15 protein-coding genes are annotated in these 13265 nt (G+C 42.7%); 13 read left to right on the top strand and 2 right to left on the bottom strand.

The features are described from left to right. The first annotated feature begins 23 nt into the window (after nt 1-23). The 7 genes from CSV80_RS05480 to CSV80_RS17300 all read left to right on the top strand — a co-directional run bounded on the left by CSV80_RS05480 (nt 24) and on the right by CSV80_RS17300 (nt 5081). A complete protein-coding gene (locus tag CSV80_RS05480; protein WP_099671853.1) occupies nt 24-203 on the top strand; it encodes a hypothetical protein in 180 nt (59 codons plus the stop codon). Between the two features lie 369 nt (nt 204-572). Then, nucleotides 573-1547 (top strand): ABC transporter substrate-binding protein, encoded by a 975-nt coding sequence (locus CSV80_RS05475; RefSeq protein WP_099669749.1) that lies wholly within the window; start codon nt 573-575, stop codon nt 1545-1547. Between the two features lie 4 nt (nt 1548-1551). Further along, nucleotides 1552-2583, top strand: a complete 1032-nt coding sequence (locus CSV80_RS05470; protein ID WP_233201521.1) for a FecCD family ABC transporter permease — start codon at nt 1552-1554, stop codon at nt 2581-2583. Next, the gene (locus CSV80_RS05465) at nt 2570-3361 is read left to right on the top strand and encodes an ABC transporter ATP-binding protein (protein WP_099669751.1); all 792 of its coding nucleotides are present in this window, start codon (nt 2570-2572) and stop codon (nt 3359-3361) included. Before CSV80_RS05470 ends, CSV80_RS05465 begins: the two co-directional genes overlap by 14 nt. Then, nucleotides 3351-3770 (top strand): ankyrin repeat domain-containing protein, encoded by a 420-nt coding sequence (locus CSV80_RS05460; RefSeq protein ID WP_099669752.1) that lies wholly within the window; start codon nt 3351-3353, stop codon nt 3768-3770. Before CSV80_RS05465 ends, CSV80_RS05460 begins: the two co-directional genes overlap by 11 nt. Further along, the gene (locus CSV80_RS05455) at nt 3770-4108 is read left to right on the top strand and encodes an antibiotic biosynthesis monooxygenase (protein WP_233201514.1); all 339 of its coding nucleotides are present in this window, start codon (nt 3770-3772) and stop codon (nt 4106-4108) included. The genes CSV80_RS05460 and CSV80_RS05455 overlap by 1 nt, the downstream gene beginning before the upstream one ends. 586 nt (nt 4109-4694) lie before the next feature. Next, nucleotides 4695-5081 (top strand): hypothetical protein, encoded by a 387-nt coding sequence (locus CSV80_RS17300; protein WP_099669753.1) that lies wholly within the window; start codon nt 4695-4697, stop codon nt 5079-5081. Here CSV80_RS17300 and CSV80_RS05450 read toward each other — a convergent pair. Next, nucleotides 5078-6430 carry a YjiH family protein gene (locus CSV80_RS05450; protein ID WP_099669754.1) on the bottom strand — a complete coding sequence of 451 codons (1353 nt, stop codon included), beginning with the start codon at nt 6428-6430 and terminating at the stop codon, nt 5078-5080. The genes CSV80_RS17300 and CSV80_RS05450 overlap by 4 nt on opposite strands. 177 nt (nt 6431-6607) lie before the next feature. Between CSV80_RS05450 and rbsK the strand changes: the two genes are divergently transcribed. Both rbsK and CSV80_RS05440 read left to right on the top strand, forming a co-directional pair. Next, nucleotides 6608-7498: a ribokinase gene (gene rbsK, locus CSV80_RS05445; RefSeq protein WP_099669755.1), complete on the top strand. Its 891-nt coding sequence runs from the start codon at nt 6608-6610 to the stop codon at nt 7496-7498. Nucleotides 7499-7650: 152 nt separating this feature from the next. Then, a complete protein-coding gene (locus tag CSV80_RS05440; protein ID WP_051210430.1) occupies nt 7651-8175 on the top strand; it encodes a DinB family protein in 525 nt (174 codons plus the stop codon). Nucleotides 8176-8250: 75 nt separating this feature from the next. Here the strand turns inward: CSV80_RS05440 and CSV80_RS05435 are convergent, their stop codons facing one another. After that, on the bottom strand, nt 8251-9606 hold the full coding sequence (locus tag CSV80_RS05435) for an FAD-binding oxidoreductase (RefSeq protein WP_099669756.1): 1356 nt from the start codon (nt 9604-9606) through the stop codon (nt 8251-8253). A gap of 101 nt (nt 9607-9707) precedes the next feature. Here CSV80_RS05435 and CSV80_RS05430 point away from each other — a divergent pair, with 101 nt between their 5' ends. The 4 genes from CSV80_RS05430 (at nt 9708) to CSV80_RS05415 (ending at nt 13252) form a co-directional block, all read left to right on the top strand. Then, nucleotides 9708-10376 (top strand): GntR family transcriptional regulator, encoded by a 669-nt coding sequence (locus CSV80_RS05430; protein WP_099669757.1) that lies wholly within the window; start codon nt 9708-9710, stop codon nt 10374-10376. Next, nucleotides 10373-11407: a TRAP transporter substrate-binding protein gene (locus tag CSV80_RS05425; RefSeq protein WP_099669758.1), complete on the top strand. Its 1035-nt coding sequence runs from the start codon at nt 10373-10375 to the stop codon at nt 11405-11407. The genes CSV80_RS05430 and CSV80_RS05425 overlap by 4 nt, the downstream gene beginning before the upstream one ends. 73 nt (nt 11408-11480) lie before the next feature. Further along, nucleotides 11481-11969 (top strand): TRAP transporter small permease, encoded by a 489-nt coding sequence (locus tag CSV80_RS05420; protein ID WP_099669759.1) that lies wholly within the window; start codon nt 11481-11483, stop codon nt 11967-11969. Continuing rightward, nucleotides 11966-13252: a TRAP transporter large permease gene (locus tag CSV80_RS05415; protein ID WP_099669760.1), complete on the top strand. Its 1287-nt coding sequence runs from the start codon at nt 11966-11968 to the stop codon at nt 13250-13252. Before CSV80_RS05420 ends, CSV80_RS05415 begins: the two co-directional genes overlap by 4 nt. Nucleotides 13253-13265 lie beyond the last annotated feature (13 nt).

Below are 13265 nucleotides of genomic sequence, written 5' to 3'. Positions count from 1 at the left end.
GTGTTATAGCTAGCATTCCCTTGATGAAGGAGGAGGAAACAGGTTTTAGCGGTTACATTCAAGATTTAAGCATTGTGATAGGTGGGGAAGAAGCGGCTTTGGGTTTTGGTTCTTGTACGTGCTTTCCTGTTCGAGTTTGGTCAGGTGTTCGTTTTTTGCTGGCAATGAAAATAGAAATCACGATGTTGCTGATCTTCTTCTAGTTAAAACCACAATCAAATTAAATTACACTCAGTAGCGCAGGCACAACTGCGGGGTAGGCCGTGGCCAGGAGACAACTGGCAGCACTACCGCCAGCTGGCTCCTGGCTGGAGGCAATCCCCCACGTGCCTGTGCGGGTCTTGAAAGCAGACACTCACTAACTTCAGTACCCAACAACCAGTCGAGCAACGACCCCCTACAATAAGAGTTTCCTTGTTGGGTAACGTACAAATCCCTCACCAGTTACAACATCCCAACACTAGGACAAAGTATTCATTCTTGTGAACCTATTTGACAATGATTCTCATTATCGACTATGATATTCCTCAATGAGAAACATTCTCATTATATTCGAGGGGGAATGAAGAGAGATGAAAAGGTTAGCAGGTGTGTTAAGCGTACTGATGTTACTGTTTATACTCAGTGCGTGCGGTGCAGAGGAAGAAAAAGCGGAAGATAAAACAGACGCATCCGCAGTGAAAGCAGAAGAGATTGAGAAAACAACTGATACAAGCATCGAAGTGACAGACATGACCGGCCAAACATTAACATTCGACGAAACACCAAAATCTGTCGCCACGCTAAGTTCAGGTGATCTCGACATGCTTCTAGCGCTTGGAATAGAAGTAGATGGACGACCGACAGTGCAAGGACCTCCGAATAAAGATTTAGAAGGCATCGCTGAAATTGGGAATCCGCATCAGCCGAATTTTGAGAAGATTGCGGAAGTACATCCTGAAGTCCTGATCGCTGCACCAAGCTTCAAGCAACATGAAGCGAATATGAAGCGCCAAGGAACGAAGACTGTCTACACAGCAGCTAACTCTGTGGAAGACATTCAACACACGATTGGACTATTCGGTCAGCTGTTTGATAAAGAAAAAGAAGCAAAAACCATACAAAACACTATCGCAGAACAAATTGAAAAAAGCACAGCGGACAAAGCAGATGCTGTGAAAACTTTATTAGTATACGGGGCACCGGGTACATACATGGTGGCGCTTCCGAATTCATTATCAGGTAATCTACTAGAACTGGCTGGTGGGGATAATATTGCTAGTGATTTCCCGAATGAAGAAAAATATCCACAGTACGCAAGCTTAAGCGTCGAGAAAATCATCGAACGCAATCCTGAAATGGTGATGTTGATTACACACGGTGAGCCGGAAGCTGTCAAAGCGGCATTTGAAAGCGAAATGTTGAAGAATCCAGCGTGGAAAAACTTAGATGCAGTGAAAGCAGGAAATGTCATTGTCTTACCTTCCCACTTATTCGGTACGAACCCTGGGACAAAAGTAGTGGAAGCACTTAACGTGATGAAAGAAAGTTTAGGACAGGTTAAATAAGGTGATTGCAACAGGAGAACAGACCCAGAAAGAACGTCATCCACTTGCCAGAAAGCGGCTCTTCGTCCTCGTAACGAGTGGCAGTTTACTCATCATCGCAGCTGTCTTAAGCTTGATGATTGGCCCGGTTTCATTCTCTATGCAGGAAATTTGGAACGGAATCTTTATAGCCAATGACACGATGGAACGGCGAATTGTATGGGAACTTCGCTTTCCACGTGTGTTGGTCGGCATAATTGTCGGGATCAGCCTGGCAGTCGCCGGTGCCATATTACAAGGGGTTATGCGGAACCCATTGGCTGACCCAGGTATTATTGGTGTCTCATCTGGAGCTGGACTTGCGGCGACAGTGATCATGATTATATATCCAGCCTACATCATGTTCTTACCGCTAGCTGCATTTCTTGGAGCGCTTGCAACAGCCGTTGTCATCTATGCATTGTCATGGAGAGGCGGGGCATCGCCTTTACGAATCATCTTAGTCGGTGTCGCAATTAATGCAGTGATCGGTGCGTGTATGAGTGCATTGATGCTACTATACAGCGACCGTGTGCAAGCGGTGTTGCCTTGGCTTGCTGGAGGAATCGCTGGTGTCGGCTGGGTACAGTTTGAAATGATCATCTATTATGCGATTGCTGCATTCGTGCTGGCCATCTTCTCAGTCAAGCATATCCGTATACTACGTCTTGGAGACGAAGTGGCGAAGTTGCTTGGACATCATGTGGAGCGAAGTCGATTTTTCCTCATCGTGTTGAGTACGCTGCTTGCGGGAATGGCTGTCAGTGTTTCGGGTTTGATCGGTTTCGTTGGTCTTGTCGTTCCGCATATTATGCGCTCCATAGTAGGAGGAGATTACCGGTTTTTATTACCTGCATCTGCGCTCGGTGGAGGATTGCTAGTCGTAGTTGCGGACACGATTGCCCGTACGTTATTTAATCCAATCGAACTGCCAGTCGGAATTTTACTCTCATTCCTCGGCGGACCATTCTTCTTGTATCTCATTCAAAAACGGAGGGATTCATTTGCTGATAACTGAGGAACTTACCTATCGTCATTCGGATTCATTCGAATTAACGTCCATTGATTTGCATATTAAGCAGGGGGAAATCGTTAGTTTGCTAGGCCCTAATGGTTCAGGCAAGTCGACATTTCTGCGGTTGATATCTAGACTGATCACACCGGGAAGCGGCGAAGTTCTGCTAAACGGCGAACGATTGAAACGAATGAAATCTCAAGAAGTGGCTCGGAATTTAGCTATGCTCCCGCAAATGCAAGATCATCAGCTCGACGTCACGGTAGGCGAGTTGGTAGAATTCGGACGACATCCTCATCGGTCAGGCTACGGCAAGTTAAGTCGTGAAGATCAGGAGATTATTAACTGGGCAATCGGTGTAACGAAGTTAGAGAAGTACAAGAATCGCATGTTGCAGTCATTATCCGGTGGCGAACGTCAGCGTGCGTGGATTGCGATGGCAATTGCTCAACGACCGAAAGTGTTATTGCTAGATGAACCCACTACGTATTTGGACATTTCACATCAATTGGAAGTCATGGAATTGGTCACACAATTAAATGAAACGTACGGAATGACTGTCATTATGGTTCTTCATGATATTAACCAAGCGGCAAGTTACAGCGATCGTCTCATTGTGTTGAAAGACGGCAGTGTACGTTTTGACGGAATTCCACAATGCGTCCTTTGCAAAGAAATGTTCCATTCCATTTTCGAAATCGACGCAGAGATTTTCATGAATAATGGGAAATACTTTTTCACACCAAGTACATTAGAAAAGGGTGAGTGCTATGAGGGCTGATGTAGAAAAGAAGCAACCCATTGATCAAGCGCTGGTTCGTGACTATTTGATTGCAGCACATGGGAATTTTGAAGAAGTACAAAAGCTCATTGAACAGGAGCCTGATTTGGTACATGCCGTCATGAACTGGGGTGGCGACGACTGGGAAAGCGGTCTCGGGGCTGCGGCGCATACCGGAAATCGCGATATTGCGGAATATTTATTGGCAAAAGGTGCACGTATGGATATATTCGCAGCCGCTATGCTCGGTGAACTCGAAATCGTGAAAACGTTGTTGAAATGGTATCCGAGCTGGGACGAACTGAAAGGTCCACACGGCATTCCGTTACTTCGCCATGCAGCAGTGGGTGGGGCACAATCAGCGCCCGTCCTCGAATATTTACAGTCAATTAAACTGGAGGTTGTATGATGCAGAAAATGATTGCAATCAATACGATATACGTTGAAAAAGGGAAAGGCGAGCAAGTAACCGCACGTTTTGCAAAAGCAAAAGCTGTTCACACATTTGAAGGCTTCATTCGCATGGAAGTATTGTTGAATGAAGACAACGAAGAACATGACGAAATAAAAGTATGTACGACGTGGCAAGAACGTCAGTTTTTCGATAGTTGGCTACATAGTCGTGAAAATGCGAAAACACATGACGTCAAAGCACCGACTGAATCGAGTCCAATCCTAGGCAATGAAGTGAAAACATTCGATGTGAAAGTTCAGCACTTACCGGCAGAGACAGTAGAAACCAAGTAATTCATCACAGCGGCAAGACAAAACTTGTCGCTGGCATTCCGAAGGTGATCTATGCAGTGGAATAGGCCTCCACTGTATAGATGGCTTTCGGTAACCCCGTCAGCATACACGTATATCGCGTAAACACTTGAAAGCAAACTGTACACGTCTATTCATTGTCAATTAGCGTCCAAATGCCCACCATTGCTTTGCCACGCTAATTTCCAAACGCAACCCTCCCTTTACTTGCGGACATTCACGACATTCCAGCAGGGTTGCTTTCAAGCTGTTTCATTTGGCTGCTCTCTTTCATGAGAGCAGTTTTTTTGTGTTGGAACTTGATGAAAGTGGATGGTGTTGTTGGGGGAGTGCACTATGTTGGGCTTGGAGTGCTCTATAGGTTGTGCTATCCGCTCAATGTTGGGGGTGGAGCGCTCTATCGGTTGTGCTATCCGCTCAATGTTGGGGGTGGAGCGCTCTATCGGTTGTGCTATCCGCTCAATGTTAGGCGTGAAGCGCTCAATCATTCGAGCAATCCGCTCAATGCTGGGGGTGGAGTGCTCAATCAGTCGCGTTATTCGCTCTATGTTAGTCGTGGATCTATCGGTTGTGCTATCCGCTCAATGTCAGGCGTGAAGCGCTCAATCAGTCGAGCTACCCGCTCAATGCTGGGCGTGGAGCGCTCTATCGGTCGAGCAATCCGCTCAATGCTGGGCGTGGAGTGCTCAATCATTCGAGCTATCCGCTCAATGCTGGGGGTGGAGCGCTCAATCATTCGAGCAATCCGCTCAATGCTGGTGGAGCGCTCAATCATTCGAGTAATCCGCTCAATGTCATGCGTCGAGCGCTCTATCAATCGTGTGAACCGCTCAATCTGAAGCTTCAAGCGCTCAATCCGTCAGGTAAACCGCTCAATCCCAAGCATTATCCGCTCAATCTCAAACATAAAAACCCGCCACTTCAAAAAGAAGTAACGGGTTCTCACCCTACTTAAAATAATAAATGCGCAATACCAGCAATGATTGGCAAGGCAATGATCGTACGCAACAAGAAAATGATGAGTAAGTCAAAAATATTTAATGGGATTTTAGTACCTAGGATCAAGCCACCGACCTCAGACATGTAGATCAACTGGATTACGGATACTGCCGCAATCGTAAATAGCGTAATAGGCGATGTAATGACGCCTTCTGCTAAAATAACAGGCAAGAACATATCCGCGAATCCGACGACCATTGTCTGTGCAGCTTCGGCAGCTTCAGGAATCTGCAAGAAATTCAGAATGTATTCGAACGGCTTACCTAAAATACGGAATACGCTCGTATACTCGGCCATCACTAAAGCGATCGTACCGAAAGCCATAACGACTGGCGCCACGCCGAACCACATGTCGAGCACGTTCTGCATACCTGCACGTACCGTCTTCACAACAGAGCGTTGTTTTGAAGCCGTATCAAGTGCGCTAGTGAGACCTAGTTTAAATACGCTTGTCCCGGCAGGCAGTTTTTCATTCTCCATGGAATATTCCCGATCGTCAATATACGTATTCTTAATAGAACGTAATGGATAAATTCTTGGCATAATGAGGGCGAGGATCAACCCTGTGAACAGAACCGTCGCATAAAATGGTAGGAAGTAGTTTCCAAGACCAACTTTATCAATGATGACGAGTGTGAATGTAATCGATACAACAGAGAACGTAGTCGAAATAATCGCCGCTTCACGTTGTGTATAGTGGCCTTCTTCATACTGTTTGCTTGTTAGCAAGACACCTATTGTCCCGTCTCCAATCCATGAAGCGAGTGCATCAATGGAAGAACGTCCAGGCAATTTAAATAAAGGTCGCATAATCTTTACCATCAACGTACCGAAGAATTCGAGCAAACCGAAGTTCAGTAATAAAGGAAGCAATAGACCAGCGAAGAAGAAGATACTGAACAGGAAGGAAACGAGTCCGTCACCTGCAAGTAGCAATCCGCCTGTATTCTCACTCCAAATTGCTTCGGGTCCTAATTTATAGACGACCATGATCGCGAAGATTGCCCCTACAATGCGGGTAATTGTCCAAAACGGTGTCACTTTGAATAAGTTTGTAAAGAATGAAGGTCTGTTTGGATCTTTTTTAACGAATAAATAGAGTACGGATCCGAGTGCAGACGCGATGATCAAGTACATCATAAGTTGTGGAATAATTGGTTCCAATGCGCCTGACAATAAATCCGCCAATTTGGCAATGGGTACTTTCCAGCCTGCTGTAAATGGCAGTGGAATCATGAATAATAGCACACCGATTATTGATGGAAGTAAGAATACTAACCAAGTGCTAGCTGTATATTTTTTCAAGGTATTTCTCTCCTTGCGTATAATCTAGTTGATGTATATTTATTCATTATACTGTTTAACGAGTCGATGTAAATACTTTAGCACAAAGTGTAACTTTTCAGTCAGCGAGCAGTCTATATTGAAACAGGATATACAAAAGCATATGATCGATAAAAGGACGGGAAGCGAGGTGTATGCATGATTACAGTAATTGGCAGTGCGAATATGGATGTCATTGCACAAGCGGACAAGTTTCCGTTACAAGGCGAGACGGTTAGGGGAAAGGACTTTCAGACGGCACCAGGTGGTAAGGGTGCGAATCAATCTGTAGCATGTGCAAGACTTGGGCAGAAAGTACAGTTGATCGGCACGACGGGTACGGATTCATTTGGAAAAATGATTATAGCTAATTTGCAGAATCAACAAGTGGATACTTCATATATCACACAAGCAGACGGTCCTTCCGGTGTAGCCGTTATTTTATTGACGGAAGGAGACAACCGAATCATTTCCATACCGGGAGCGAACCACGCGTTGACTCCAGAGCGAATGGGGGAATTGAAATTTGTTATTGGAGCCAGTCAACTGGTGATGATGCAACTGGAACTTCCTATAGATACGGTGTGGTCTGTGCTCGAGCTATGTAATGAATTAGAAGTGCCTGTCGTGATGGATCCGGCTCCTTCGAGTAGCTTTCAATTGGAATATATGCCGTATCTTCACTATTTGACTCCTAATGAAACGGAGTGCGCGCAACTCTTCGGCACTTCGATAGAAGAAACTGTGACAAACTATCCGAATCAACTGCTCGTAACACTAGGAAAAGACGGTGTTTGTTATCATGATCAAGAGCAAATCATCTACGTGCCAGGTGTGCCTGCAAAGGTTGTGGATACAACAGGAGCGGGAGATACATTTAATGGTGCGCTCGCTAGCCGATTAGTGCAAGGGAGCAATTTACAGTCTGCCATTCAGTTCGCCAATGTGGCGGCTTCATTATCGGTAGGCAAATTCGGTGCGCAAGGCGGTATGCCGACTGCGCAAGAAGTAGTAAATAAAGTAGAACAACTAGCGTATGGAATAGAGTAGAAATCCTATTATATCAAGGCTGGTTGGCACCCTTCTGTCACCATTGACAAGCTTTACTAAAAATATAACCGTTCCCCCTTTAAATCTCTGAGTAAAAGGCGTATGCTATGGCAATAGAATGGATTATATGGAAGAAATGGAGGTAGATGTTGATGGTTTTTGGAGAAAATATCAAGGTCCGTAAACGCATCTTGCAGTTGATTGATGGCTTAACAGATGAGGAATTTAACGGAACACCATCACATGGCGGCTGGTCACCCAAACAGATTGTAGAACATTTAGCATTAATGGAATGTCGAGTTGCTACAAACATCGCCCAAGAATTGAAAAATCCTGAGAGTTTGCGTGTATTCAAAAAACCGATTAGTGTATCGGCAAGTCCTTTAGTAAAGGCGTATTTCATGGAATATACACAACCAACAGATATGCATCTTTCTATTCCAGAAGTTAAAGAGAAGTTGCATGCATCTAGAAATTATTTGCTGGATATCTATGAATCTGCCACTATTACAGAACTTCGCTGTAAATCGCTCAAGCATCCGGTTTTTGGCAATGTGCCGTTAATTCAATGGTTCCGTTTCGTAGGATTCCACGAAAAACGTCATCTACGACAATTGAAACGTGCAGTGGAGCAAGTGAAGTCGGCTCGCGTACAGCTAGTTTCCACGTCTGAATAATAAACAAAGAGCTTTCCTACTAACGTCAACATCTGACATTGTAGGAGAGCTCTTTATTTTATAGATTTAGTTTGATTAAAGAATTTTACCTGGATTCATAATTTGATTTGGATCCATCAGATTTTTAATTTGTTGCATTAATTCTAATGCGGCTCCGTGCTCCGCTTGCTGGAATTTCCGTTTTCCTATGCCTACACCGTGTTCACCTGTGCAAGTACCCCCTAGCGAAATTGCGCGGTTTGTTAGCTTTTCATTCACTAATTCTGCATTTGCCTGCTCACCTGCATCATGTGAGTTAAATGAAAGAAGCGTATGGAAATTGCCATCTCCAATATGACCTAATATCCCGCCTTTCAATCCACTCTCATCTATTAAAACTCTTGCATATTCGACTAATGAAGGTAATTGGGAGATAGGGACACAGACATCGGCTCCTGCGATTGCCACTCCCTTTTTATGTCGGTAAGCGTAAGCCATCTCATGACGCGCTCTCCACAGTTCATTACTTTGTGTAGGTGTGTCAGCTTCTTCCCAATGCTCGCATACTAAGTCATTCATCAATTCCTTAGTTAACCGTACATCGGCTTTCACACCCTCTTCGTTCCCCGAAAACTCCAAGAATAATGAATGAGCTTCCGGAAAATTATAATCTCCATATTCATTAACTGTTTGAATGCTTATTTGATCGACGAGTTCCATACGCAAGACGGGTATGCCGCTCATTAGTATAGTTTGAGCTGCCTGCGCACAGGTTTCAATCGTATTAAATGTGCAACGTGCAGTTTGTGTATATTCAGGAATGCCGTGCAAGCGCAATGTAATTGCCGATATAATACCCAATGTACCTTCAGAACCGGCGAATAATCCATTTAAATGATAGCCAGATGAAGATTTCTTAGCTTTGGTTCCTGTATGAATAATCGTACCATTTGGAAGTACAACTTCTAAATCTAGTATCTGATCTCTGACAGATCCGTATTTTACTGCAGTTGTACCACTCGCGTTTGTCGCTACCATACCCCCGATTGATGCATCTGCTCCGGGGTCAATTGGAAACATTAACCCTAAGCGATTGATTTTTTCATTTACCGCGGTCCGTGTGATACCTGGTTGGACTGTAATGGTTAAATCCTCGGGTGAGAATTCGAGAATATCCGCCATTTTTTCAAAGCTAATCGATATCCCTTTTTTTAAGGGGATGGCTTGACCTTCTAATCCAGACCCAATACCAAAAGGCGTGACAGGGATAGAATATTCATTAGCCACGTAGAGAATATGTACGATATCTTCCGTGTTTTCAGGGAAACATACTACATTCGGCTTAACGGGGGGATGAAAAGACTCATCGTGACTATGTCGTTCTAATTCAGTTTCGTTTATGCTGACTTTAGCGGAACCTAAGTGTGAAATTAATGAAGTAATATATTTCATTTTACCCAACCTTCCAAATTGTCAAATTCTTCTTTACAACCATATTAATTTAAATTAGTATAGTTGTATACAGTATACTTCAAAAAGAAGGGAGGATTAATTTGGAGAAAATAGTAAATTCATTTTCTTTGGCTGAACAAGCTTATAATATGTTGAAAAAGTCTATTATATCTGGTGAACTTGCGCCACTCACGGAGCTTAAAGAAGGAAAAATAGCTACAGATCTAGGAATCAGTAGAACACCACTGCGTGAAGCTATACAAAAACTAGCGATGGAAGAATTGGTTGTACTTAAGAAGGGAAAGCCTGCTACTGTGGCTACTTTTACGAATGAAGAGTCTGTTGAAATTATGGAATTACGACAACTTTTAGAGATTCCTAATTTAGTAAAAGTAATTGCCAACTGTGACGAGACAGGGATTACTAGTCTAGAGGATAACCTGAAACAGCAAATGAAAGCGATTACAAATAATGATTATCATCAATTTATCGATTATGATAGGGAATTTCATTTGATTCTAGCTAGCTACAACGAAAATAAAAAAGTACGGGCGCTAATCCATCAAGTTAACACCGAAGTCAATCGAGCCTTTCTAATATTATCCAACACATTGGGAATGAGCGCCTACGAAGCTTATAAAGAACATGTTCACATTTTAGAGGTTATAAAAAGAAAAGATATAGACGCTGCTAAAAGTGCAATGCTCATTCATCTGCAAAATGTCCGTGATCGATTTCAAGCCTATTATAAGGAGGAAGATATAAAATGAAAAGATTTTTACCGTTAGTATTTATTATGATACTTGTTTTAGCAGCATGTGGAAGACCAGGTTCAGGAAGTGATTCTGCTAGTGATACTGAGAATTCGGAGAGCGACAGTACATACAAAATTCGCTTGCCGCATTTAGTTTCAGAAGAGCAATCGAGCCATGTAGCAGCGCTTGATTTTAAAGAGAAAGTTGAAAAAGATTCTAACGGAGAAATTGAAGTAGAGATTTATCCTAATGGATCATTATTTGGTTCAGACCGTGAAGCAATTGAAGCCGTACAACTTGGTAATGTAGAGATGACTATTCCAGCGGTTGCTCCACTAGCTTCTTTTAATGATCATTTCATGGTATTTGACCTGCCGTTCCTATTCGATGATAACGAAGCGGCATACCGTGCGTTAGATGGTGAGGTCGGAGATGAATTACTGAAGGAATTGGAAGAGAAAAATCTAAAAGGTCTAGTCTTTGGTGAGAATGGCTTCCGTCATATGTCTAATAATAAAGGGCCTATTACGCAACTATCTGATTTAAAAGGACTTAAATTGCGGACATTAGAAAACCCGCTTCATACGGATACATTTAAAGCGTTTGGCGCTAATGCTTCACCGTTTGCATTTGGAGAACTATACACTGCACTACAGCAAGGAACTTATGATGCAATGGAAAGTCCGATTTCACTTTACTATTTAAATAAGTTTTATGAAGTACAAAGTGACTTAACACTTACTGGACACGTATACGCGGCAACCATTCTTTTGATGAATAATGACTTCTATAATGAACTGCCTGAGGATCTTCAAGAAATCGTAATGACGGCAGCAGAAGAGTACCGTACAGAACAACGAAAGTTAGCACAAAAGCAAGACAAAGAATTCATGGATGATTTAAAGGAACTGGGAATGAAAATTCATGAGATGAAACCTGAGCAACGTGAAGTATTCCGTAAAGCAACAGAAGGTGTATATGAGAAATACACACCGATTATTGGAGAAGAGTTAGTAGAGAAAGCAAGAGCAGCAAACGAACAATGAGCTAATAGTGCATGACGAAATACGAAATCAGGAAATTTAAATACCTCTGTTTTTTAGAAAGGAATGTAAGTCGATGGGGAAAACATTCAAAAAATCGGAAGAGGGTATCCTTGTTTTCACGCTGGTCGCAATGGTTCTCCTCATTTTCTTTCAAGTAATAGGTCGTTATATATTCGGTTCAGCTCCTAGCTGGACCGAAGAACTAGCTCGCTATATTCATATTTTCCAAGTCTGGATTGGCGCTAGTTACGCTGTAAAGAAACGGGATCACATTCGAGTTGGTGCATTCATCGAGCGATTTGAAGGACTACCTCGAAAAATTCTTGAAACAGTGGGAATTGTGATTTGGTTCTGTTTAGCATTGTTCCTCGCTATCTATGGTACTGAACTTGTTTTGACGAGCTTTCAAAATGGACAAGTAACCCCAGCACTCCAACTCCCGATGTGGGTACCGTTTTTAGCCGTACCACTAGGGGCGATTGGAATGTCTATTCGCCTAGTCGGACAAATTGTTAAAGTATGGCGCGGAGACTATGAGCAAAGCGAGGAGATGATTGTATGACGATTGCATTATTATTTGGCACGTTGTTCATCTGTCTTTTTATCGGTGTACCTATCGCGATCTCGCTCGGTGCCTCAGCACTTGTTGCTATATATTTTGGTTCTAATTTACCGCTTGGAATTATTACTCAAAAAGCGTTTACTTCATTAGATTCTTTCCCATTATTAGCGATTCCATTCTTTATGTTAGCCGGAATTTTAATGGGGAAAGGAGGAATTTCTAAACGACTGCTGGATTTAGCATCTGCTATTGTCGGATGGATGACTGGCGGACTTTCAATGGTAACAATTGTAGCTTGTATGTTTTTTGCCGCTATATCAGGTTCTGGTCCTGCAACGGTTGCGGCGATTGGAGGATTTATGATTCCGGCTATGGTAGCACGTAATTATAGCGGTGGCTTTGCGGCAGCCCTTACAGCTTCCGCGGGTTCCATCGGTGTTATTATTCCACCAAGTATACCGTTTGTTCTGTATGGTGTAATCGGTGGTGTGTCAGTCGGGAAAATGTTCCTAGCCGGTATAATTCCAGGATTGCTTATAGGTGGCGGATTGATGATTACTGCATACATAATAGCTAAAAAACGGGGGTATAAGGCGGTAGAAAATACGCGCTTTTCATTTAAGGATGTAATAAAAGCAACTATTGACGCATTTTGGGCATTATTGATTCCGGTTATTATTCTTGGCGGAATTTATGGTGGTATTTTCTCTCCAACAGAAGCGGCGGTTGTTGCATCGGTTTACGCATTTGTTATCGGAAAATTCGTCTATAAGGAATTGTCGTGGGGGTCAGTGTTTGATTCGTTTTTAGAAGCCGTAATGATTAATGCAACAACTATGATCATCATTGGCTTATCGGTGTCATTTGCTTACTTTATGACATTAGAACAAATACCAAATCAACTATCATCTTCTATCTCGGAGTTTTCACAAAATCCAATAGTTATTTTGCTCCTCATCAATATTCTATTGCTAGTAGTTGGTATGTTTATTGACACGATTTCCGCATTGGTCGTTTTAACACCTATTTTATTACCTATAGTTACAACTGTCGGTATTGATCCTGTTCACTTTGGTGTCATTTTAGTAGCCAACTTGGCAATTGGATTCATTACTCCACCACTTGGAGTAAATCTATTTGTGGCTTCTAGTGTAGGAAATATTAAGTTAGAGAAAATTGTGGTGGCTATTCTACCTTTCTTGGTATCTATGATTATTTGTCTTCTTGTCATTACATATGTACCAGCACTGTCTCTATGGTTGCCACAATTTCTAGATAAATAAAGTTAAGGAAGGT

This window comes from Sporosarcina sp. P12(2017) (genome assembly GCF_002743035.1).
Classification (GTDB): domain Bacteria; phylum Bacillota; class Bacilli; order Bacillales_A; family Planococcaceae; genus Sporosarcina; species Sporosarcina ureae.
The sequence above is the reverse complement of the archived record's forward strand: the minus strand, read 5'-3'. Positions and strand labels throughout refer to the sequence as shown.